19 protein-coding genes are annotated in these 21929 nt (G+C 68.1%); 16 read left to right on the forward strand and 3 right to left on the reverse strand.

Going from position 1 to position 21929, the window contains the following annotated elements; genetic code table 11:
- Positions 1-16 precede the first annotated feature (16 nt).
- The gene (locus WFK98_RS03440) at positions 17-889 is read right to left on the reverse strand and encodes a TIGR01459 family HAD-type hydrolase (RefSeq protein WP_266339745.1); all 873 of its coding nucleotides are present in this window, start codon (positions 887-889) and stop codon (positions 17-19) included.
- 471 nt (positions 890-1360) lie between these two features.
- Between WFK98_RS03440 and WFK98_RS03445 the strand changes: the two genes are divergently transcribed.
- From WFK98_RS03445 to WFK98_RS03495, 11 genes are all read left to right on the forward strand, one after another.
- A complete protein-coding gene (locus WFK98_RS03445; RefSeq protein ID WP_336799287.1) occupies positions 1361-3118 on the forward strand; it encodes a hypothetical protein in 1758 nt (585 codons plus the stop codon).
- A gap of 11 nt (positions 3119-3129) precedes the next feature.
- A complete protein-coding gene (locus WFK98_RS03450; protein WP_266339747.1) occupies positions 3130-4917 on the forward strand; it encodes a hypothetical protein in 1788 nt (595 codons plus the stop codon).
- Between the two features lie 162 nt (positions 4918-5079).
- Positions 5080-6471, forward strand: a complete 1392-nt coding sequence (locus tag WFK98_RS03455; RefSeq protein WP_336799288.1) for a sigma-54 dependent transcriptional regulator — start codon at positions 5080-5082, stop codon at positions 6469-6471.
- A 122-nt stretch (positions 6472-6593) separates the two neighbouring features.
- Complete coding sequence (locus WFK98_RS03460) at positions 6594-7178, forward strand: hypothetical protein (protein ID WP_336799289.1); 585 nt, start codon at positions 6594-6596, stop codon at positions 7176-7178.
- A 109-nt stretch (positions 7179-7287) separates the two neighbouring features.
- Complete coding sequence (locus WFK98_RS03465; RefSeq protein WP_336799290.1) at positions 7288-7899, forward strand: CDP-alcohol phosphatidyltransferase family protein; 612 nt, start codon at positions 7288-7290, stop codon at positions 7897-7899.
- On the forward strand, positions 7899-8876 hold the full coding sequence (locus WFK98_RS03470) for a phosphatidate cytidylyltransferase (protein ID WP_336799291.1): 978 nt from the start codon (positions 7899-7901) through the stop codon (positions 8874-8876). Before WFK98_RS03465 ends, WFK98_RS03470 begins: the two co-directional genes overlap by 1 nt.
- A gap of 23 nt (positions 8877-8899) precedes the next feature.
- Positions 8900-9541 carry a lysophospholipid acyltransferase family protein gene (locus tag WFK98_RS03475; protein ID WP_336799292.1) on the forward strand — a complete coding sequence of 214 codons (642 nt, stop codon included), beginning with the start codon at positions 8900-8902 and terminating at the stop codon, positions 9539-9541.
- Between the two features lie 209 nt (positions 9542-9750).
- Positions 9751-10053 carry a co-chaperone GroES gene (gene groES / locus WFK98_RS03480; protein WP_266339753.1) on the forward strand — a complete coding sequence of 101 codons (303 nt, stop codon included), beginning with the start codon at positions 9751-9753 and terminating at the stop codon, positions 10051-10053.
- Between the two features lie 68 nt (positions 10054-10121).
- Positions 10122-11762 carry a chaperonin GroEL gene (groL, locus tag WFK98_RS03485; protein WP_266339754.1) on the forward strand — a complete coding sequence of 547 codons (1641 nt, stop codon included), beginning with the start codon at positions 10122-10124 and terminating at the stop codon, positions 11760-11762.
- A 245-nt stretch (positions 11763-12007) separates the two neighbouring features.
- Positions 12008-12589, forward strand: a complete 582-nt coding sequence (locus WFK98_RS03490) for a DJ-1/PfpI family protein (protein WP_266339755.1) — start codon at positions 12008-12010, stop codon at positions 12587-12589.
- Positions 12590-12624: 35 nt separating this feature from the next.
- On the forward strand, positions 12625-12921 hold the full coding sequence (locus WFK98_RS03495; protein WP_266339756.1) for a ribbon-helix-helix domain-containing protein: 297 nt from the start codon (positions 12625-12627) through the stop codon (positions 12919-12921).
- Positions 12922-12930: 9 nt separating this feature from the next.
- On the opposite strand, the gene WFK98_RS03500 is transcribed toward WFK98_RS03495, so the two are convergent.
- On the reverse strand, positions 12931-13383 hold the full coding sequence (locus tag WFK98_RS03500; protein ID WP_336799293.1) for a nucleoside deaminase: 453 nt from the start codon (positions 13381-13383) through the stop codon (positions 12931-12933).
- Between the two features lie 116 nt (positions 13384-13499).
- Between WFK98_RS03500 and WFK98_RS03505 the strand changes: the two genes are divergently transcribed.
- The 4 genes from WFK98_RS03505 to WFK98_RS03520 all read left to right on the forward strand — a co-directional run bounded on the left by WFK98_RS03505 (position 13500) and on the right by WFK98_RS03520 (position 18414).
- Positions 13500-15011: a pseudouridine synthase gene (locus WFK98_RS03505; RefSeq protein ID WP_336799294.1), complete on the forward strand. Its 1512-nt coding sequence runs from the start codon at positions 13500-13502 to the stop codon at positions 15009-15011.
- Entirely contained in the window at positions 14992-15549 is a 558-nt protein-coding gene (rsmD, locus tag WFK98_RS03510; protein WP_336799295.1) for a 16S rRNA (guanine(966)-N(2))-methyltransferase RsmD, read from the forward strand. The genes WFK98_RS03505 and rsmD overlap by 20 nt, the downstream gene beginning before the upstream one ends.
- Before the next feature lie 94 nt (positions 15550-15643).
- Positions 15644-17089 carry a M16 family metallopeptidase gene (locus WFK98_RS03515; protein WP_266339760.1) on the forward strand — a complete coding sequence of 482 codons (1446 nt, stop codon included), beginning with the start codon at positions 15644-15646 and terminating at the stop codon, positions 17087-17089.
- Positions 17090-17106: 17 nt separating this feature from the next.
- Complete coding sequence (locus WFK98_RS03520) at positions 17107-18414, forward strand: M16 family metallopeptidase (protein WP_266339761.1); 1308 nt, start codon at positions 17107-17109, stop codon at positions 18412-18414.
- Between the two features lie 109 nt (positions 18415-18523).
- Here WFK98_RS03520 and WFK98_RS03525 read toward each other — a convergent pair whose 3' ends face one another.
- On the reverse strand, positions 18524-20353 hold the full coding sequence (locus tag WFK98_RS03525) for a monovalent cation:proton antiporter-2 (CPA2) family protein (RefSeq protein WP_336799296.1): 1830 nt from the start codon (positions 20351-20353) through the stop codon (positions 18524-18526).
- A gap of 230 nt (positions 20354-20583) precedes the next feature.
- Here WFK98_RS03525 and WFK98_RS03530 point away from each other — a divergent pair, with 230 nt between their 5' ends.
- The gene (locus WFK98_RS03530; protein ID WP_266339763.1) at positions 20584-21927 is read left to right on the forward strand and encodes a TldD/PmbA family protein; all 1344 of its coding nucleotides are present in this window, start codon (positions 20584-20586) and stop codon (positions 21925-21927) included.
- The last annotated feature ends 2 nt before the right edge of the window (positions 21928-21929 follow it).

Below are 21929 nucleotides of genomic sequence, written 5' to 3' on the forward strand. Positions count from 1 at the left end.
GGCGCCCATTTCCGGCCTACCAGGCGAGATGCGGAATGAAGGCGCGGGCGCCGAGTTCCTTTTCCGCCAGGAAGCGGTGGACGGCGGCCGCTTCCGGCGCCTCGGTCGGGCCGAAGCTGGCCGAATGGATGCCGCCGGTCACGAACAGGACGTCGAGCGCCTGTTCGCACGCGCCGCGCAGGTCGGTTGGCGCGCCGTCGCCGATCGCCACAACCTGTTCCTTGCCGATCGGGCTGCCGAGGATCGCCGCCGCCTTCTTGAGAGCGGCCTCGTAGATCGGCGGATTGGGTTTGCCGGCGACGAAGCTGGTGCCGCCCAGCGCCTTGTAGCGCTCGGCAAGCGAGCCGGCGCACCAGACGAAACGGTCGCCGCGCTCGACGACGATGTCGGGATTGGCGCAGATCATCGGCAGGTCGCGCCGCCGCCAGGCGGCGAAGCGCTCGTCATAGTCGTCCGGTGTCTCGACCGTGTCGTTGAAGAGGCCGGTGCAGGAGATAAGCTCCGCGTCTTCCTCGCCGACCAGCTGCAGTTCGAGCCCCTCGTAGAGGGTCTTTTCGCGCTCGTTGCCGACATGGAAGGTCTTGGCGGCGCCGCGCTCGGCGAGCAGTGCGCGGGTGACGTCGCCCGACGTGACGATGGCGTCATAGCAATCCGGGCTGACCCCGAGCGTGCCCATCTGCTCGACGATGAAATGGCTGGTGCGCGGCGCATTGGTGATCAGCACCACGACGCCACCCTGGGCGCGGTAGCGCTCGAGCGCGTCGCAGGCCCGCGGAAACGACCGCACGCCGTTGTGGATGACGCCCCAGACGTCGCAGAGGACGGCGCGGTACTGGGGGGCGAGCTCCGACAGGCCGGAGACGGCGATGGGCGAGGTCGTGTTGGTCATAAGCGGGGCGTATTGCTTCCGCACGCAAGGGTCAAGCTCGGCTGGCGGGATTGATGGGCGGCCGCATGAATTTGCCGGGCGGCACCATCGTCGCCGTGTTCTGGAAGGCATGGCCGAACAGTTGCCGGAGGACAGCCGATCCACACTTTGTACGATCCGGTGCTGATATTGTACGATCTGGTCATGATCTCGACACGAAGTCGCGATGGGGTGGCGTAGCGTCAGCTTCGGGAAAACTCGGGGGGTTTCCGAATTGGTCGTTCGGCTTGTTCGAGGTTCATGATACCCAGTCACCGACCCTTCGCATGTGCCGGCGTCGAAACACGCCGTTCTCCCGTCCGGCAGCATCGCCGGGGCCAGCGCTTTGCGTGCGAAGAGCGCGAGATGACCGGCGGTGATCAGCCGGCCGCTACGATCCTGCCGGTTCCGGCAGGGGGCAACGTCAACTTGTGCAGGGGATAGGGAAGGGGCGTGAACTACATGCCACCGGACTCCGGGTCGGCCTTCGACCTCGATTCTGTCTCCGCTGCCGAAGCCCGCGCCGCCCTGGACAAGATCTTGCAGAGCGCCGAGTTCGTCGCGTCGCCGCAGCTTTGCGCATTCCTGAGCTATATCGTCGAGGCGCATCTGGCCGGCAACGAGCACCTGCTCAAGGGCCAGATCATCGGCACTACCGTGCTAGGGCGGCCGGAAGGCTATGATTCGCAGCGCGACCCGATCGTCCGTGTCGAGGCCAACCGCCTGCGCCGCACGCTCGCCGCCTATTACGATCGCGGCGGCGCCGAGGACCCGGTGCGCGTCGTCGTCGAGCGCGGATCCTATGTGCCGCGCTTCGAGCGCATCGTACCGGAGCCGCCTCCCTTGCCGGACGCGGCCGCGATGCCGCAACCGCCCCCTGTCCAGCCGGTCTCGGTCGGATTTCGGCCCGGCGCGATCGCCATCGGCGTCATTCTGGCGTCGATTGCCATCGCGCTGCTCGGGGCCGGGTTCTTCCTGAAGTCTGCCCCGGGCGGCGTTCCGGCCGGAGGTCCGCGTCTCGATGTCGTGGCCGCGAGGCCGGGGGCCTCCGCCGTGCCGCGGGCGTCGACGCCCTATCTGCCGAGCGTCGAGGTGATGCCCTTCGTCGCGACCGGAACGGCCGCGGAACGGGCCGACGAGCTCGAATCCGGCCTGATGGTGGCGCTGGCGCGCTTCCCCGAACTGCGCGTGCTCACCAATGGCGGTCCGCCGGCGGATTTCCGTATCGAGGGCGACATCGCCTTCTCGGACCGCAAGAGCACCGTCTCCATGCGCCTGTCCTCGCTCCAGACCGCCGAGGTGCTCTGGAGCGCGTCGATCGACATGCCCGTCGCCGAGCTGATGACCCGCGCCGGAGTCGACCGGCTTCTCGCCATCGCGACCACGGCGATCGCGCCGCAGTTCGGCGCCATCGCCCAGTATGTCGCGCGCGGGGCAGGCGGACCACCGGGCGAGATGAGCGGCTATGATTGCCTGATCGAGGCGCAGTTGCACGGGCACCGGCTCGATGACACCAGCTGGCGCCGCGTCGACGATTGCCTCCGCGATATGATCGAGCGCTATCCGACCTTCGCAACGGCCTGGGCCTCGCGCGCGCTGCTGCTGATGGAGCGTTATCGCCTCAATCCCGACACAGCGGCCGCACTCGCTGCCCGGAAGGAGGCGGAGGAACTGGCGCGCCATGCGCTGCAGCTCGAGCCGACCAATGTCCGCGCCATGACGGCGGTGGCGACCGTCGCCTTCAGCAAGGGCGACCTCGAGGCGGCGCGCGATATCGGCCTCAGAGCCATCTCGGCCAATCCGTATGATCCGCTCTCGCGCTCGCAATATGTGCTGGCGCTGATCGCCTCCGACTATCCCGACCAGGCGCTGGCGCAGGCCGCCGCCGCCCGTCAGCTCGATCCCGCCCATGTCTCGTTCTACGATTCGCTGGAACTGCTGGCCCGGGTCGGCCGGCCGGAGGGGCCCGAGCCGGCTTCCGGCTCGGTGATGGCGGATGTGTCGCTGTTGCCCTATGGTGCCGTCGCCCGCGTGCTGGCCTATGATGCCGCCGGTCAATCTGCCGACCGGAACGCCGCCGTGAAGGCGCTGTATGATCTGATGCCCCTGTTCGCCGACGACATGCCGACCGCGCTCAGCCGCCAGTTTCCGCCTTCGCCCTATACGAAGCGGGTGGAGGAAGCCTTGCGCGGCGCCGGTGTCGGAACCTGAGACGGCGCGCCATGACGGAGCCGGCCGATCAGGAGAGGGGGCAGGAGTTCGGGTTCGAGCCCGAGGCCGTCCGCGCGGCACTGGGTCAGATCGTCGAATCCGCCTCCTTCGTCGCCTCGCGCCAACTGAGCGCCTTCCTCACCTACGTCGTCGAGAAGACGCTGGCCGGCGAGGCGGATCGCATCAAGGCCTATTCGATCGCGACCGAGGCGCTCGGTCGTCCGGAGACCTTCGACCCGGCCTCGGATCCGATCGTTCGGGTCGAGGCGGGACGCCTGCGCAAGGCGCTCGACGCCTACTACCGGACGGGTGGCGCGAACGCGGCGCTGCGGATCGCAATGCCGCGCGGCAGCTATGTGCCGCATTTCGAGCCGATGGCCGCCGAGGCCGAAGGGCAGGCCGCGAGCGAGGCCGCGCCGGCCGAGCCGGTCACGCCGGCAAGGGAAGCCGCCCTGCCTGCGACGGCCGTGTCCGTCTTCGCCGCCAGGACCCTGTGGCGGCTGCGGATCGGCGGCGCGCTCGCGATCGTCGCCTTCCTGATGGCGCTCGGCGTGTTCGGCCTGCGCCATGCGGCTGTGCTGGCGGATGCCGGGCAGGAGGCGGGGACCGCCGCCGTTGCCGTCGCGTCCGTCGCCGCGATGCCGCATGCCGCGCCGGCGCCCGCGACGCGGCCGCTGGCCCCGCGAATCTTCGTGGCGCCGTTCGCGATTGGCGACGAGCCCGCCGTCGGCATATCGGGCCGTCAGTTCGCCGTCATGCTGGCGACGGCGATCTCCCGCTTCGACGAGGTCACGGTGGTGACCCGGATGGACGGCGACGCCGATTATCTGCTGAGCGGCAGGCTGTCGGCCGGGCCCTCCGGCATCTCCGCCGCCGCGCTGCTGACGGACGCCGCCTCGGGCCGCGTGATCTGGTCGTCGCAGGCGACGGTGCCGCGGAACCCCGTCCGGCCGTCCGTGACCATCGCCCAGCTCAAGGACACGATCGCCACCACCATCGCCCAGCCCTATGGCGTGGTGCTCTCCGACCGCCTGGCGAGGACCGATCTCGCCGATGACGGCTTTCCCTGCGTGATCCGCTCTTTCAACTACTGGCGCAGCTTCGCACCGAAGACGCATGGCGAGGTCACCGCCTGCCTGGAGCAGCTCACCAAACGCTATCCCAGTTATGCGCCGCCCTATGCGCAGCTGACCTTCCTCTACCTGACCGAGGCGGAGCTCGGGCTCGATCCGGACCTGCGCCGCGCCACGCTCGACCGCGCCGTGAAGGCGTCGGCGATGGCCGTCCAGCTGGCGCCGACCAGCGCGAGGGCGATGCAGGCGCTGCAGTACACCTATTACGCCGATGGCCAGATGCAGCGCGCCATCGAGGCCGGCAACCGCGCAATGGTCCTGAACCCGCTCGATCCCGACATCCGCGCCTCGCAGGGCCAGATGCTGATCCTCGCCGGCCGCTACCAGCTCGGCATGCGGCTGATCGAGGAATCGGCCAGCAGCAACGCCGCCTATCCGTCCTGGTACGATCTCTATCTGGCGCTGGCCGCCTTCCAGGGGGGCAAGACCGAGACGCTGCGCAAGCTGATGGGCCGCGTCGACCTGCCGGACCATCCGCTCGCCGCCTTCCTGCGCGTGCTGGCCGCCGCCGATCCGGAGGCGAGGCGCGCGGCGATCGCCGGCATGCGTGACCGCTTTCCGGGAATGGCGACGGACCCGGCCGGCGTGCTCGCCCGCCTGGTGCCGAACCCGGCGCTGGTCGACAGGCTGCTGGCGGCGGGCCGGGAAGCGGGCCTCGAAAGCTGAATTTGCGCTGCCCGTTCCGGGGATTGGCGGACGATCCGGAACGTTTTGTTTACCCTGTTCTGAGAAGAATGATCCGTCGCGAAAAATGTTTCGCGGCGGAAGAGGGGTCTTCCAGGCATGGGTTTCGGCGGCGGCTCGCAAGAGCTCGTTCAGGTATTGATCGTGGATGCGGATCCGGTGCAGCGGCGCACCGTTTCGGCGCAATTGTCGGCGCAGGCGGGGCTGCGTTTCGCGCCGACCGCCTTTGCGACGAAGGCCGAGGCGCTCGAACGGCTCGCCGACCGCCCGCATGCGATTGTCGTCGCCGACCTCGAGACCGTCGGCGGCGTCGATGAACTCGGCGGCCTGTCGAGCCATGATTCCTCCGTCATCGCCATGAGCGCGCGCGGCTCCGTCCATGCCGCCGTGGCCGCCATGCGCGCCGGCGCCATCGATTTCCTGCCCAAGCCCTTCGGCGCCGCGGCGCTGCTCGAAAGGCTGAACGCGGCGATCGCGGAGTGGCCGGCCGCCCGGCCCGCCGAGGCGAAGCGCGCCGAGACGCCCACCACCGCGAAGCCGGCCGCGACCGGCCTGGCGCGCGAGGATTTCGAGGGCTTCATCGGCCGTTCGGCCGCGATGGGCCTCGTCTACGACCAGATCAGCCGCATCGCGCCGTCGAAGGCGCCCGTTTTCGTCACCGGCGAGAGCGGCACCGGCAAGGAGCTTTGCGCCGAGGCGATCCACGGCCGCTCCGGCCGCGCCGGCGGCCCCTTCATCGCGCTGAACTGCAGCGCGATCCCGAAGGACCTGATGGAAAGCGAGATCTTCGGCCATGTCCGCGGCGCCTTCACCGGCGCGACCGAAAACCGGACGGGCGCGGCCGAACTCGCCGATGGCGGCACGCTGTTCCTCGACGAGATCGGCGAGATGGATCTCGGCCTGCAGGCGAAGCTGCTGCGCTTCATCCAGAGCGGCACCGTCCAGCGCGTCGGCGACGTCACGGCGCGGCGGGTCGACGTGCGCATCGTCTGCGCCACCCATCGCGATCCCTTCGCCGAGATCGCCGCCGGGCGGTTCCGCGAGGACCTGTTCTACCGGCTGCATGTGCTGCCGATCCAGTTGCCGGCGCTGCGCGAGCGCGCCGAGGACATCCTGCCGCTCGCTTCCGCCTTTCTCGCCCGCTATGCGGCGGAGGAGGCGCGCGCCTTCCGCGGCTTCGAGCCCGAGGCGGCGGCGATGCTGATGCGCCATGCCTGGCCCGGCAATGTCCGCGAATTGCAGAACGCGATCCGTCGCGTGGTGGTGCTGCACCAGGGGGCGGAAGTTACCGTCGCCATGCTGCCGCAGACCATCCGCGCCGGGGCCGCGCAGCCGTCGCGGAACGAGTTTGCCGTCTCAGAAACCCGCGCTGCGCCTCAGCTTGTCGCGCCTTTCTGGGAGCAGGAGCGCTCGATCATCGAGTGCGCCGTCGAGGCGCATGGCGGCAATATCGCCCGTGCCGCGGCCGCGCTGGAGATCTCTCCGTCGACGATCTATCGCAAGCGCCAGGCCTGGCTGGAGCGCCGTACGGCATAAGCCGTTGGCGCACTGAATTAATCCTCATTTGTCGAAGCCCTTGCGCAGGACGCGCCGGAACGGCATGTTCGCGCGAAATGGGGCTGCAGGGCGCTTGCCGCGCCCGAGACGAGGGGAAAGACATGAAGGATCGGGCATCCCGGATCTCCGGGATTGCAATGGCGGGCGCGTTGCTTTTCGCCGCCTGTGGCGCATCGACGGCCGGCGAGGTCGCCGACAAGGCCGCCGAGGCGGAGACCCTGCTTCAGGCCGGCAAGTCCGCCGAGGCGCAGCAGGCGCTCGACGCCGCCGTCGAGGCCTTCTGGAAATCGGCGCCGCTGACGTTCAAGAACGCGCGCTTCGTCGACGATGCCAAGGGTTTTGGTGACTATACCGCCCATTCCGGCAACAGTTTCGCTCCTTCCGCCAATTTGCAGGTCTATCTCGAGCCGCAGGGCTTCGGTTGGGCGGAAGTCGCCGACGGCTACAAGATCGCCTTCTCCTCCGAGATCGAAATCCGCAATGCGAGCGGCCAGATCCTGACCAAGTCGGCGACGCCGGCGCTGTTCGAGAAGATCGGCCGCAACAAGAACCGCGAGTTCCAGATCACCGTCGGCTTCCAGTTGCCGGCGCTGAAGGCGGGCGACTACGTGCTGGTCCTGAACGTCACCGACACCACGACGGGTCGTTCGGCGCCGCTCGAGCTGCCCTTCACTGTTTCCGGCTGATCGACAGGCTTTGTGACCGGTTTCATAGCCCTGCCGGTGCGGCCGGGCGCATGAAGGGGAGAGCGCCGGGCCAATGCCCGGCGGTATGTTGACGTGTGCGGCGCTTTGCATGACCTCCGTCTATGATCTGAAGCCGCGCTTCCAGGCGCTGTTGCGACCGCTGGTCGGCGCGCTGGTGGCGCGTGGCGTCACGGCCAACCAGGTGACGATCGCCGCGATGGTCGCGAGCATCGCCACGGCGCTGGCGCTTTGGGCGCTGGCCGGTGTGCGCGCCAGCCTGTTCCTGCTGCCGGTGGTACTGTTCCTGCGCATGGCGCTGAACGCCATCGACGGCATGATCGCCCGCGAGCACGACCAGAAGAGCCGGCTCGGCGCCATCCTCAACGAGGTCGGCGACGTCGTCTCCGATGCCGCGCTCTACCTGGCGCTGGTTCCGGCGCTGGCGCCCTATGGGGCGCATGGCTGGCCGATCGCATTCTTCGTCGTCGCCGCGATCCTGACCGAGTTCGTCGGCGTGCTGGTAGAGGCGCTCGGCGCGGGCCGGCGCTATGACGGGCCGATGGGCAAGTCCGACCGCGCCGCGGTGATCGGCGCGATCGCCTTCCTGGTCGGGCTCGGCGTCCCCGCCGGGTGGTGGCTCGACGGGATCATGTTGCTGCTGACGCTGCTGGCGGTCTGGACCTCGTTCAATCGCGCCCGTCACGCGCTGGTGGAAAGCTGATGCCGGAAACCGCTTCCTCCTTCATGCTGTTCGACCTGCCGCTCCAGATCGTGGTGACGCTGGCGCTCGTCGTGCTTGGCCTCGCCGGCGCGACCCTTCTCGTCTGGATGCGGTCGCCGCCGCCGGAGGCGGACGAGAAGGCGCAGGAGAAGCGGCGCGAGCTCAAGGCGCGGATCGGCAGCTGGTGGGCGATGGTGGCGCTGCTGGTGGTGGCGCTGGCGCTCGGCCGCACGGCGATGATCGTGCTGCTCGCCTTCGTCAGCTATCTGGCGCTCAAGGAATATCTGACGATCATCCCGACGCGGCGGGCCGACCGGGTCGTGCTCCTCGTCGCCTATCTCGCCGTGCCGATCCAGTATTACTGGGTCGGGATCGGCTGGTACGGCATGTTCGTCATCTTCGTGCCCGTCTACATGTTCCTGATCCTGCCGGCCGCCATGGTGCTGCGCGGCGAGACGCAGGGCTTCCTGAAGGCGGCCGGCACGCTGCACTGGGGGCTGATGATCACGGTCTTCGCCGTCAGCCACGCGGCCTATCTGCTCGCCGTGCCGCCGCCCGACGCGCCGCCCGGGATGGGCGCGGGCCTGCTGGTCTTCCTGCTGATTGCGACCGAGTTCAACGACGTCGCCCAGTTCGTCTCCGGCAGGCTGATCGGCCGGCGCAAGATCACGCCGAAGGTCTCGCCCAACAAGACGGTCGGCGGCTTCCTCGGTGGCCTCGTCGCGACGATCCTGCTGTCGGCGGCGCTCGCGCCGGTCCTGACGCCGATCGGCGCCTGGCAGGCGGCGATCATCGGCGCGCTGCTGGCGACGGCCGGTTTCTTCGGCGACATCGTGATGTCGGCGGTGAAGCGGGATCTCGGCATCAAGGATACCGGCACCATGCTGCCCGGCCATGGCGGCATTCTCGATCGCATCGACAGCCTGGTGTTCACCGCGCCGATCTTCTTCCACGCCGTCCGCTATTTCTATTTCTGAGCCACCGTGAGGCCCGACCCACGATGACCGCCCGCGATTGCCTGCGTCTCGCCTTCTTCGCGCTCCTGGTGCGGCCGTTCCTTCTGGTGGCGATCGGACTTTCGGTGCGCCATCGCGCGCGCCTGCCCAAGGACGGGCCGGTGATCATCGCCGCCAACCACAACAGCCATCTCGACACGCTGGCGCTGATGTCGCTGTTTCCGCTCGGCATGCTGCGCCGGGTCCGCGCCGTGGCGGCGGCGGACTATTTTCTGAAGAACCGGCTGCTGAAATGGTTCGCGGTCGACCTGATCGGCATCCTGCCGATCGAGCGCTCGAGCGGCCGCGGCGGCGTCGATCCCCTGGCCGATGCGCTGGCGGCGCTCGACGCCGGTGACATCCTGATCTTCTTCCCCGAGGGATCCCGCGGCGAGCCGGAGATGCGGCAGGCGTTCAAGCGCGGCGTCGCCCATATCGCGCGCCGGCGTCCCGACATTCCCGTGCTGCCGGTCTTCCTGCGCGGCTTCGGCAAGGTTTTGCCGAAGGGCGTTCATCTTCCTGTCCCATTCTTCTGCGATGTGGTGATCGGCGAGCCGATGACCGGCGCGGGCGAAGGCTTCGTGCAGCGGCTCGAGCAGGCGGTCGATGCGCTCGGCCGCGAGACGCCCAGCCCGGAATGGGCCTGAGGCCGGCGTCTCGACCGGACCGGCCGATCCAGGCCGGAAGACGCGGGCAGAAAAAAATCTGTCGCGACCGGCGATGCGGTCTCCTTGACATCCCGGCACCCGGCTCCTAGATCCGTGCGGCTGCTAGCACTCGCCCTCGGTGAGTGCCAACGCATCCATTTTGGCGGGTGGTCCGACCGGATCGCCCTGCACGCGAGGAGAGAACAAACATGGCATTCCGTCCTCTGCATGACCGCGTCGTCGTCCGTCGCGTTGCGTCGGAAGAGAAGACCGCCGGCGGCATCATCATCCCCGACACCGTCAAGGAAAAGCCGCAGGAAGGCGAAGTCGTCGCTGTCGGCCCCGGCGCGCGTGACGACGCTGGCAAGCTGGTCGCTCTCGACGTCAAGGCCGGTGATCGCATCCTGTTCGGCAAGTGGTCCGGCACGGAAGTCAAGATCGACGGTGAAGAGCTCCTCATCATGAAGGAGTCGGACATCCTCGGCGTAATCACTGGCAAGGCCGGCAAGTAAGTCGCGCGGGGGCTCGCCCCCAGACGTGATTTTCCCTTGTTCGCCATAACCTGGAACGGAGCTATTCAATGGCTGCTAAAGACGTAAAGTTCTCCGCCGACGCGCGCGAGAAGATGCTGCGCGGCGTGGACATCCTCGCCAACGCCGTCAAGGTGACCCTCGGCCCGAAGGGCCGCAACGTCGTCATCGAGAAGTCGTTCGGCGCCCCGCGCATCACCAAGGACGGCGTCACCGTCGCCAAGGAGATCGAGCTCGAGGATCGTTTCGAGAACCTCGGCGCCCAGCTGGTTCGTGAAGTCGCTTCCAAGACCAACGACATCGCTGGCGACGGCACCACCACCGCGACGGTTCTCGCCCAGGCGATCGTCAAGGAAGGCGCCAAGGCCGTTGCGGCCGGCATGAACCCGATGGACCTGAAGCGCGGCATCGATCTCGCCGTCGTCGAGGCCGTCAAGGATCTCGAGAAGCGCTCGAAGAAGATCAAGACCTCCGAGGAAGTCGCTCAGGTTGGCACCATCTCCGCCAATGGCGAGAAGGAAATCGGCCAGATGATCGCTTCGGCGATGCAGAAGGTCGGCAACGAGGGTGTCATCACCGTCGAGGAAGCCAAGACCGCCGAGACCGAGCTCGAAGTCGTCGAAGGCATGCAGTTCGACCGCGGCTACCTGTCGCCGTACTTCGTCACCAACTCCGAGAAGATGGTGGCTGAGCTCGACGACCCCTACATCCTCCTGCACGAGAAGAAGCTCGGCAACCTGCAGGCGATCCTTCCGGTCCTGGAAGCCGTCGTCCAGTCGGGCAAGCCGCTCCTGATCATCTCGGAAGACGTCGAAGGCGAGGCTCTGGCCACGCTCGTCGTCAACAAGCTCCGTGGCGGCCTCAAGGTCGCGGCCGTCAAGGCTCCGGGCTTCGGTGACCGCCGCAAGGCCATGCTCGAGGACATCGCCGTCCTCACCGCCGGCCAGGTGATCTCGGAAGACCTCGGCATCAAGCTCGAGAACGTCACGCTGGCCCAGCTCGGCCGCGCCAAGAAGGTCACGATCTCCAAGGAGAACACGACCATCGTTGACGGCTCCGGCAAGAAGAAAGAGATCGAAGCCCGCGTCAACCAGATCAAGGCTCAGATCGAAGAGACCACCTCGGACTACGACAAGGAGAAGCTCCAGGAGCGTCTCGCCAAGCTCGCAGGCGGCGTCGCGGTCATCCGCGTCGGCGGTGCGACGGAAGTCGAAGTCAAGGAGCGCAAGGACCGCGTCGACGACGCGCTGAACGCAACCCGCGCTGCCGTCGAAGAAGGCATCGTCCCGGGCGGCGGCACGGCTCTCCTGCGCGCCAAGAAGGCCGTCGAGAAGCTGAAGAGCGACAACGCCGACGTCGAGGCTGGCATCAAGATCGTGCTCCGCGCTCTGGAAGCCCCGATCCGTCAGATCTCGGAGAACGCCGGCGTCGAGGGTTCGATCGTCGTCTCCAAGGTTCTGGAAGGCAAGGGCGAGACCTTCGGCTTCGACGCCCAGTCGGAGAGCTTCGTTGATCTGGTCGCGGCGGGCATCATCGACCCGACCAAGGTCGTCCGTACCGCTTTGCAGGACGCCGCTTCGGTGTCGAGCCTGATCGTCACCACCGAGGCGCTCATCGCCGACCGTCCGAAGAAGGACGCCGGCATGCCCGCTATGCCTCCGGGCGGCGGCATGGGCGGCATGGACTTCTAAGAAGTCCATTCGCCCAAAGCGAATGATTGCCAAAGCCGGCAACAGCCGGCTTTGGACGGCGGCATGGACTTCTAAGAGGTCCTGTCCTCACGTCTACGGAAGGGCGCGGCGCAAGCCGCGCCCTTTTCGTTTTGGCCTTCGCCCTGACTGGCTCCTGCGGGTGCGGTAGTATGGGGGTGTTACCTGTTCGTCTTTCCGGCCGGCTACATTTTGTCGGCCTGGGAACGCGTGGAGGAGACCCGTCTATGGCCAAGAAGATCCTTTTCCTCGTCGGCGACTATGTCGAGGACTATGAAGTGATGGTGCCGTTCCAGCTGCTCGCCGCGGTGGGGCATCAGGTCGAGGCTGCCTGTCCGGGCAAGCCCGCCAATGGCAAGGTCGCGACCGCCATCCATGATTTCGAGGGCGACCAGACCTATTCCGAGAAGCGCGGCCACAATTTCGCGCTGACCACCGACTTCGCGTCGGTGAAGGAGGCGGACTACGACGCGCTCGTCATTCCGGGCGGCCGGGCGCCGGAATATCTGCGCCTCGACGACGGCGTGATCGCCCTGGTCAAGGCCTTCGCCGCCGCCGGCAAGCCGATCGCCGCCGTCTGCCACGGGGCGCAGGTGCTCGCCGCCGCCGACGTCATTCGCGGCCGCACCATTTCGTCCTATCCCGCCTGCGCGCCGGAAGTGCGTCTCGCCGGTGGCCGACACGCCGATATTGCCATCCACGACGCGATCACCGACGATATCTTCGTCACCGCGCCGGCCTGGCCCGCCCACCCGACATGGATGGCACAGTTTCTCGCGCGTCTCGGCACCACGATCAGCCACGCCTGATCGACGCGGCGCGCGATCCCTGGGGAGGGCGCGCCGTGTGTCATATCTTCGCTTCGACCGATCCTGCCTTGTTCGCGCCGGTGACGCGGTCCGTCCGCATCGCCGGCGTCGTCACCAGCATCCGGCTCGAGGCCATGTTCTGGTCGATGCTCGACGAGATCGCCGCGAGCCAGAAGATGCCGACGGCCCGCTTCCTGTCGACGCTGCATGACGAGGTCGTCGAGTTGCGCGGCGAGATCGGCAATTTCGCGTCGCTTCTGCGCGTCATCTGCAGCCGCCATGCCGAGGCGCGCGCCGAAGCCGTCGATCACCGCGGCAGCTCGGCCGCCTAGGAAGCCGCGCTAGCGCCGGTCCCTGAAAAATTCACGCAGCATTTCGGCCGCCGTCGTTTCGGCGATGCCGCCATAGACGTCGGGAGCGTGGTGGCAGGTCGGCTGGCTGTAGAAGCGGACGCCGCTCTCGACCGCGCCGCCCTTCGGGTCGGCGGCGGCGTAGTAGAGCCGGCGGATGCGGGCGAACGAGATCGCCGCCGCGCACATCGGGCAGGGCTCCAGCGTCACGTAGAGATCGCAATCGGGCAGGCGCTGCGATTGCAGCGCCGCGCAGGCGGTGCGGATCGCCAGCGTCTCGGCATGGGCGGTCGGATCGTTGAGTTCCAGCGTGCGGTTGCCGTCGGCCGCCAGCACCACTCCGTCGCGCACGATCACCGCGCCGATCGGCACCTCGCCGCGCTCGGCCGCCTTGCGCGCCTCGGCGAGGGCGAGGTCCATGAAGGAGGGGCCGGCGCCTGTCATCTCCGCTCGCATCGCTCGAATTGGCCTGCCATTTTTGAGATGTCGCATTTTGTTTGCACGAAGCCGTATCCACCCGGCCGCAAAATGCTCTAAGGAACCGTTTCAAGGATGGATAGATGAAGCCGCCGCAGAAACGCACGAAGGACAGCGCCGCGCAAGACGACGCAGAGCACGATCGCATCGCCAAGGTATTGGCGCGCGCCGGCCTCTGCTCGCGCCGGGATGCTGAACGATTGATCCAGGAAGGACGCGTCGCCATCAATGGCCGCGTCCTGACCAGTCCCGCCGTCAATGTCGGTCCGAACGACCGCGTCACGGTCGACGACCAGCCGCTGCCGACCCGCGAGCGCACGCGGCTCTGGCTCTACCACAAGCCGCGCGGCCTGGTGACGACGGCGCATGATCCCGAAGGTCGCCCGACCGTGTTCGATTCGCTGCCGGCGCATCTGCCGCGCGTGATCGCGGTCGGCCGGCTCGACATCAACACCGAGGGCCTGCTGCTCCTCACCAATGACGGCGGCCTCGCCCGCGTGCTGGAACTGCCATCGACCGGCTGGATGCGGCGCTACCGCGTCCGCGCCTGGGGCGACATCCTGCAGCCCGACCTCGACAAGCTGAAGGACGGTGTCGAGATCGACGGCGTCATGTATGGCGCCATCGAGGGCACGCTCGACCGCATCCAGGGCTCCAACGTCTGGGCGACGATCGGGCTGCGCGAGGGCAAGAACCGCGAGGTGAAGAAGGTTCTGTCGAGCATCGGCCTCGACGTGAACCGCCTGATCCGCGTCTCCTATGGTCCGTTCCAGCTCGGCGACCTCGCCGAGGGCGAAGCCGTCGAGATCAAGGGCCGCGTTCTGCGCGACCAGCTCGGCGAGAAGCTGGCGAAGGAATCCGGCGCCGATTTCGACGCGCCGCTCCGCGAGGAAGAGGAAGCCGCCCGCCGCAGCAACCGCAAGTCCGGCGGCCGCACCATCCATCGCGGCCCGATCAAGCCGCTGGCGCAGGTGAAGCCGACCGGCGAGCGGCCGACGCGCCGCCGCGACGAGGCCGAGGAAGCCGAGACCGGCGGCCGCCGCAGCGGTCGTCCGATCTCCGAGGCGCGCCGTGGTCGCGATGAGCGCCCGGCCGAAGGACGTGGCGAAGGCAACCGCCGGGGTGGCCGCCCGATTTCGGAGGCGCGTCGCGAGGCCAATCGCGGTCGTGACGAACGCCCGGCTGAAGGTCGCACGCCGCGTGGCGAAGGTGGTCGTGGCCGTGGCGAACGTTCGGCCGAATCGGCAGCGCCGGGCCGCACCTCCCATCGCGGCGCCGCCCGGGGCAGGGGCCGTGGTGAGTTTGCCGAGGCTGGCGAGAAGCGCGAGTTCCAGGATGGCAGGCGTTTCGAGGGCAGCCTCCGCAACGCGCGGCCGGTCACCGGACGCAATCCTGACGGCGACAAGCCGAAGGGCGGGCGCGGCGGCTCGAAGCCGGGTCGCTCCTTCGACAAGCGCCCGGTGACGGGCCGCAACCCCGATGGCGACAAGCCGCGTGGCGGCGGCAGACCGGGCGGCCGGCCTTCGGGCGGCGGGCGTCCGGGTGGTTCAGGCAGCAGGACGGGTGGAACGGGTCGTGCGGATCGTCGCCGGTGAGTTTCGGGGCCGCAATCTGGCGGCGCCGCGTACGCAGACGATACGGCCGACGGCCGATAGGCTGCGCGAAAGTCTCTTCAACGTGCTCGCCCATGCCTATGACGACATCGTCGCCGATGCGCGCGTGCTCGATCTCTTCGCCGGCACCGGCGCGCTGGGCCTCGAGGCGATCTCGCGCGGCGCGCGCTACGCCATCTTCGTCGAGGAAGGCGTCGAGGGGCGCGGCCTGATCCGCGCCAATATCGAGGCGCTCGGGCTGACCGGGCGGACCAAGCTGCTGCGCCGCGACGCGACCAAGCTCGGACCCGCCGGAACGGTCGAGCCGTTCCAGCTCGTCTTCGCCGACCCGCCCTATGGCAAGGGGCTCGGCGAGGCGGCACTCGCCTCGGCCGTCGAGGGCGGCTGGCTGGCGCCGGGCGCGATCGTCGTGCTGGAAGAGGAAGCCAAGGCCGAAATCGGCGAAATTCCGGGGCTCGAGCGGATCGAGACCCGTCAGGCCGGTGATAGTCAGCTTGTCTTTCTGAAATTTAATGGTTGATTGCGACAATATTGTCTCAATCTGGCCACAGCGGCTTTCTAAGCCGAAGCCTCGAGTGGCACGCCGAGCAACACGCCGAGCAAATCGAGGGTCAATGGCCTCTATTCTCCAGTCGAGGCTGGCAGCGCGCAAGCGCCGTCCAGCCGCCCTGTTCATCGCTGTCGCGATCAGCATGGCAGCCGCCCCGGCCTTTGCGGAAGAAAAGCCCGCAACGCCGGTCCGGGCAGAGCTCAGCGCCGAAGCCAGCCAGCTTCCGCGCATCGCCCCCGACGCCAGCACGTTCCAGCTTGCGAACGGCATGAATGTCGTGGTGATCCCCGATCATCGCTCCCCGATCGTCACCCACATGGTGTGGTACAAGATCGGCGCGGCGGATGATCCGGCCGGCAAGTCCGGCATCGCCCATTTCCTCGAACACCTCATGTTCAAGGGCACCAAGAATCATCCGGCCGGCGAGTTCTCCGCCAGGGTCTCCGATGTGGGCGGCGTCGAGAATGCCTTCACGACGGCCGACGCCACCGCCTACTACCAGACGGTCGCGAAGGAACAGCTCGGCATGGTGATGGGCTTCGAGGCCGATCGCATGGAAGGGCTGCAGCTGACCGACGCGGTCGTGCTGCCGGAGCGCGACGTGATCCTCGAGGAGCGCCGCATGCGCACGGACAATGATCCGGGCGCGCAGCTCAGCGAAGCGATGGACGCCGCACTCTACCAGAACCACCGCTATGGCATTCCCGTCATCGGCTGGGCGCATGAGATGGCCGGGCTGACGCGCGAAGACGCGATCTCCCAGTACCAGCGCTACTACACGCCGAACAACGCCCTCCTGGTTGTCGCCGGCGACGTCACGGCGGACGAGGTCAGGAAGCTCGCCGAGGATACCTATGGCAAGCTGCCGCGCCGGTCCGAGCCGGGCGAGCGTCACCGGCCGAAGGAGCCGGAGCCGCTGGCCGAGCGCTCGCTCGTGCTGCGCGACCAGCGTGTGAGCCAGCCGTCCTGGAACCAGATCTATCTCGCGCCCTCCTATAATTCCGGCAAGCCGGGCGAGGCCGAGGCGCTGGACATCCTCGCCGACGTCATCGGCAGCGGGCCGACCAGCCGCCTCTATCGCGCCCTCGTCGTCGAGCAGGGCATCGCCGGCGGCGCAGGCTCCTATTATTCGGGCGACGGCCTCGACTATGGCCGGCTCGGCTTCTACGCGACGCCGCGCGGCGACGTCACGCTGGACAAGCTGAGCGGCGCCGTGGAAGCGGTCCTGAACGACGTCCGCGAGCACGGCATCACCGCCGAGGAACTGGCGCTGGCCAAGAAGCGCACCCGCGCATCGACCATCTACAGCCAGGACAGCCAGGCTTCGCTCGCCCGCATCTTCGGCACGGCCATGATTTCCGGCCAGTCGCTTTCCGACGTGCAGGATTGGGCGCGCCGGATCGATGCGGTGACGCTCTCCGATGTCTCGCAGGTCGCCGCCAAATATCTCGACAAGCGCCGTTCCGTAACGGGTTCCCTTTTGCCTGCGCCGGCTGAAAGCCGCAGCTGACCGACTGAGGAATTAGCATGAAGAAGAATCTTCTGGCGTGTTTCGGCCTCGCCATCGTCGGTCTCGTTGCGTTCGCGCCGGCCGGCTACGCGATGGAAGTCCAGCGCGTCGTCAGCCCCGGCGGCATCGAGGCCTGGCTGGTCGAAGACTATGCCGTGCCGATCGTGGCGGTGAACTTCGCCTTTGCCGGCGGCATCGCCCAGGACCCGGCCGACAGGCCCGGCCTCGCCAACATGCTCTCGGGCATGCTCGACGAGGGCGCCGGCGGCATGGACAGCAAGACCTTCCAGGCGAAGCTCGACGAGCTTTCGATCGGCATGTCGTTCGACGCGGGCCGCGACGACTTCTTCGGCACGTTGAAGACGCTGGCCGAGAACAAGGACGAGGCCTTTTCGATGCTGGCCGACGCGGTGCAGAAGCCGCGTTTCGACAGCGAGCCGATCGAGCGCATCCGTTCGCAGATCACCATCAGCATCAACGAGGCGAAGAAGGACCCGAACTCGGTCGCTTCGGCCGCCATCCGCGAGACAGCTTATCCGGGCCACCCCTATGGCCAGCCGCCGGAGGGCACGGTCGAAAGCATCGCCGCCATCACGGCGAAGGACCTCGAGACCTATCGCGAGCGGGTGTTCGCGCGCGACCACCTGAAGGTCGCCGTTGTCGGCGCCATCGATCCGAAGGCGGTCGGCGCCATGCTCGACCAGGTCTTCGGTCCGCTGCCCGCCACGGGAAAGCTGGCCGAGATCCCCGATATCGTGCCGCATAGCGGCAAGGTCGACATCGACATGCCCAATCCGCAGACGGTCATCACCTTCGGCGGTCCCGGCCCGCGCCGCAACGATCCCGACTTCATGGCCGCCTTCGTCGCCAATCACATTCTGGGCGGTGGCACCTTCTCGTCGCGTCTCTATGGCGAGGTGCGCGAGCGCCGGGGCCTGGCCTACTCGGTCGGCACGACGCTGCTTCCCTTCCGCCATTCGGCCGGCCTCGCCGGCAGCACGGCGACACGCGCGGACCGCGCCGACGAGACGGCGGCGCTGATCCGGAGCGAGATGGCGCGCCTGGCCAAGGACGGCCCTACGGCCGAGGAACTTGCCAAGGCCAAGAGCTTCCTGATCGGCTCCTATGCGCTGCGCTTTGACTCGTCGTCGAAGATCGCCCGCCAGTTGCTGGCGATCCAGCTGGACGATCTCGGCATGGATTACATCGACAAGCGCAACGGCCTCGTCGACGCGGTGACGCTGGAGGACGTTCAGCGCGCGTCGCAGAAATACTTCACCACCGGCACCGAGCTGATGGTCCGGGTCGGCCCGCACGAGAGCTGATCCAGCGTATGCGACATCGCCACTTCCTCGTGGAGGGCGAGAGCTGAGTGAAAAATGGAAAGGGCCGGGGAAACTCCCGGCCCTTTTGCATTCCCGAGAAGCGGGCGGCTCAGTCCGCCGGCTCGGCCGTCGCCGACTCGGCTTCCTTGTTGAGCGCCCGCGATTCGCGCTTCGGAACGGTGAGCGGCTCGGGCTCGGGCTTGAAGGGCTTGGTCACGAACATGTCGCGGCCAGCCGAGAGCAGGCCGCCCGCCTGCTGCGCCGCGAGCCGCGCGGCGTCTCGTGTGCGCAGGTTCTCGGCGATGTCGGCGATCCGCTCCGGCGCGACGCCGAGGCCTTCCAGCGCGGCGGCGCCGAAGGTGAAGGCCGATTCGAGTGTCTCGCGCATCTGGTAGTTCACGCCCTTCTTCAGCAGCCGCAGCGTATGGCCGCGGTCATAGGAGCGGACATAGAGCTGCACGAAGGGGAACTCGGACTGGATCAGTTCGACGATCCTGTCCGTCACCTCCTGCTTGTCGGTGCAGATGGCGACGATCTGCGAGCGCTCGATGCCGGCGGCGCGCAGCACGTCGAGACGGGTGCCGTCGCCGAAATAGACCTTGAAACCGAAGCGCGAGGCCGCGCGGATCATCTCGGCGTCCGAATCGATCGCCGTCACGTCGACGCCCTCGGCGAGCAGGAACTGCGCCGAGATCTGGCCGAAGCGACCGAAGCCGATCATCAGCACGCGGCCGCCGGCGCCGTCGAAATCCTCGTCGAGCTGCTCGGGCGTCGGCGGCGGCAGCAGCCATTTCAGCGACAGCACGACCAGCGGCGTCAGCGCCATGGAGAGGATGATGGTGGCGGTCAGCATGGCGTTGACCTCGCCGGTGAAGATGCCGGCCCCGGCCGCCGCCGCATAGAGGACGAAGGCGAACTCGCCGCCCTGCGCCAGCAGCGCGGCGCGGGTCATCGCCTCGGCATGGTCCGCCTTCAGGAGCCGGGCGACGACATAGATGCCGAGCGATTTCAGCGCCATGTAGGCGATGACTGCGAGCAGGATCGTCTGCCAGTGCCGCGCGATGACGCCGAGGTCGAGCGACATGCCGACGCTGAGGAAGAACAGACCGAGCAGGATGCCGCGGAACGGCTCGATGTCGGCTTCGAGCTGGTGGCGGAAGCTCGATTCCGACAGCAGCACGCCGGCGAGGAAGGCGCCCATCGCCATCGACAGGCCGCCGACCTGCATGGCGAGCGCGGCGCCGAGCACGACGAGCAGCGCCGCCGCCGTCATCACCTCGCGCGCCTGCACGTTGGCGAGGATGCGGAACATCGGGTTGAGCAGCCAGCGCCCGGCGGCGATCAGGGCGGCGAGCGAGCCGACCGCGATCAGGATCGACAGCCAGCGCGAATGCTCCTCGCCGGTCGAGCCGTGCGAGCCGAGCAGGGCGACGATCGCCAGCAGCGGCACGATGGCGAGGTCTTCGAGCAGCAGGATCGAGATGACGCGCTGTCCGGCCGGCGTCGCCGTGTCGCCGCGCTCCTCCAGGATCTGCATGACGATCGCCGTCGACGACAGCACGAAGCCCATGCCGGCGATGAAGGCGACGGCCGGCGCGAAGCCGGCGGCGATGCCGAGGCCGGTCAGCAGCGCGCCGCAGGCGATGACCTGGGCGAGGCCGAGGCCGAAGATCTCGCCGCGCAGGCTCCAGAGCCGCGATGGCCGCATCTCGAGGCCGATGATGAACAGGAACAGCACGACGCCGAGCTCGGCGACATGCAGGATCGCCTGCGGGTCGGTGAAGAGCCGCAATCCGTAGGGACCGATGACCAGGCCGGCGGCGAGATAGCCGAGCACCGTGCCGAGGCCGAGCCGCTTGGAGATGGGCACCGCGATCACGGCGGCGCCGAGAAGCGCCACCAACTGGACGAGATCGGTTCCCTGGGTATCGACCGACATGAAGGCGCCTCGGCTATGTGCTGCAAACGGCGCCACGATGGAGCGTCCACTGCTGCGGCGCAAGGCGCGAGAGGGGCCTGCGAAGCGATTGGGCAGTCTCTCCTGGGGGCGACCGCGCGGCGAAGGTTGCGGCGCCGCGAATTGCCCGTGCGCGCAGGCGGCGACACGTCGTCGCCGGGGTTGTCCGCCCCGCCTTCCATCCCTACTAAAGGGAGCAACGGAGAAGAGCCATGACCGCGCTGCCTGATCAGTCCCGCCTCGTTGAAACCGCCGCCGAGCTCGTCGAGGCCGCGAAGCGGGCCGGCGCGGATGCCGCCGACGCCGTCGCCTTCCGGCGGGTCGGCCTTTCCGTCGATATCCGCAACGGCGCCGTCGAGGAGACGAGCCGCTCGGAGGGCGACGAGTTGGCGCTCCGCGTCTTTGTCGGCGGCCGCCATGCCAGCGTCTCCACCAACGGCCTGTCGCCTGCCGACGAGCTGGCGGTCCGCGCCGTCGCCATGGCGAAGGTCGCGCCGGAGGACCGCTTCGCCGGGCTGGCGCCTGTCGACCGGCTGGCGCGCAGCTTCCCCGAGCTCGACCTGCTCGATCCCGTCGCGCCGTCCTCTGAGGATCTGATCGACCGCGCGATGCGGGCCGAACAGGCGGCGCTGGCCGTGCCCGGCATCGCCAAGTCGGGCGGCACCTCGGCCGGATGGTCGCTTTCCGGCGCCGTGCTGGTGACCTCTCATGGCTTTTCCGGCGCCTATATGGGCTCGCGCCACGGCGTCTCGGCCACCGCCATCGCCGGTGAAGGCACCGGCATGGAGCGCGACTATGACAGTGTCTCGAAGATCCATGCGGGTGACCTGCCGGACCCGGCCGAGATCGGCCGCAGGGCGGCCGAGCGCGCCGTGCGGCGGTTGAACCCGGCCCAGATGCCGACCGGCCCGGCCACCGTCGTCTACGATCCGCGCGTCGCCGTCAGCCTGCTCGGCCATCTCTCCGGCGCCGTCAATGGCAGCTCGATCGCCCGCAAGTCGAGCTTCCTGCAGAAGGCGCTTGGCGAGGCGGTGTTCGCGCCCGGCATTCGCATCACCGACGATCCGCTGCGCGTGCGCGGGCTCGCCTCGCGCCCGTTCGACGGCGAGGGCGTCGCCGCCGAGGCGTTCGATCTCGTCACCGACGGTGTGTTGCAGCGCTGGTTCCTCGACAGCGGCACGGCGCGCGAGCTCGGGCTCGAAACCAATGGCCGCGCCGTCGGCGGCGGCAGCAATCCGCATCCGAGCGCCACCAACCTGACGCTTTTGCCGGGCGAGAGGACTCCGGAACAGCTGATCGCCGACATCGGCGAGGGGCTGTATGTCACCGAGCTGATCGGCCATGGCGCCAATGGCGTGACCGGCGACTACAGCCGCGGCGCCAGCGGCTATCGCATCCGCGGCGGCAAGCTGGCCGAAGCGGTGAGCGAGATCACCATCGCCGGCAACATGCGCGAAATGTTCCGTCGGCTCGTCGTCGCCAACGACCTCGAATACCGCTACGCCTTCAATTCGCCGACCGTCGCGATCGAGGGCATGATGATTGCCGGGCGCTGAGG

Origin of the sequence: Kaistia sp. MMO-174 (assembly GCF_037147815.1) — a bacterium.
Lineage (GTDB): Bacteria > Pseudomonadota > Alphaproteobacteria > Rhizobiales > Kaistiaceae > Kaistia > Kaistia nematophila.

Excerpts from the sequence above, each read along its gene's own strand:
- WFK98_RS03440 (WP_266339745.1), bottom strand. The coding sequence starts at position 889 with ATGACCAACACGACCTCGCCCATCGCCGTCTCCGGCCTGTCGGAGCTC.
- WFK98_RS03450 (WP_266339747.1), top strand. The coding sequence starts at position 3,130 with ATGACGGAGCCGGCCGATCAGGAGAGGGGGCAGGAGTTCGGGTTCGAG.
- WFK98_RS03460 (WP_336799289.1), top strand. The coding sequence starts at position 6,594 with ATGAAGGATCGGGCATCCCGGATCTCCGGGATTGCAATGGCGGGCGCG.
- WFK98_RS03465 (WP_336799290.1), top strand. The coding sequence starts at position 7,288 with ATGACCTCCGTCTATGATCTGAAGCCGCGCTTCCAGGCGCTGTTGCGA.
- WFK98_RS03470 (WP_336799291.1), top strand. The coding sequence starts at position 7,899 with ATGCCGGAAACCGCTTCCTCCTTCATGCTGTTCGACCTGCCGCTCCAG.
- WFK98_RS03475 (WP_336799292.1), top strand. The coding sequence starts at position 8,900 with ATGACCGCCCGCGATTGCCTGCGTCTCGCCTTCTTCGCGCTCCTGGTG.
- groES (WP_266339753.1), top strand. The coding sequence starts at position 9,751 with ATGGCATTCCGTCCTCTGCATGACCGCGTCGTCGTCCGTCGCGTTGCG.
- groL (WP_266339754.1), top strand. The coding sequence starts at position 10,122 with ATGGCTGCTAAAGACGTAAAGTTCTCCGCCGACGCGCGCGAGAAGATG.
- WFK98_RS03490 (WP_266339755.1), top strand. The coding sequence starts at position 12,008 with ATGGCCAAGAAGATCCTTTTCCTCGTCGGCGACTATGTCGAGGACTAT.
- WFK98_RS03500 (WP_336799293.1), bottom strand. The coding sequence starts at position 13,383 with ATGACAGGCGCCGGCCCCTCCTTCATGGACCTCGCCCTCGCCGAGGCG.
- WFK98_RS03505 (WP_336799294.1), top strand. The coding sequence starts at position 13,500 with ATGAAGCCGCCGCAGAAACGCACGAAGGACAGCGCCGCGCAAGACGAC.
- WFK98_RS03515 (WP_266339760.1), top strand. The coding sequence starts at position 15,644 with ATGGCCTCTATTCTCCAGTCGAGGCTGGCAGCGCGCAAGCGCCGTCCA.
- WFK98_RS03520 (WP_266339761.1), top strand. The coding sequence starts at position 17,107 with ATGAAGAAGAATCTTCTGGCGTGTTTCGGCCTCGCCATCGTCGGTCTC.
- WFK98_RS03525 (WP_336799296.1), bottom strand. The coding sequence starts at position 20,353 with ATGTCGGTCGATACCCAGGGAACCGATCTCGTCCAGTTGGTGGCGCTT.
- WFK98_RS03530 (WP_266339763.1), top strand. The coding sequence starts at position 20,584 with ATGACCGCGCTGCCTGATCAGTCCCGCCTCGTTGAAACCGCCGCCGAG.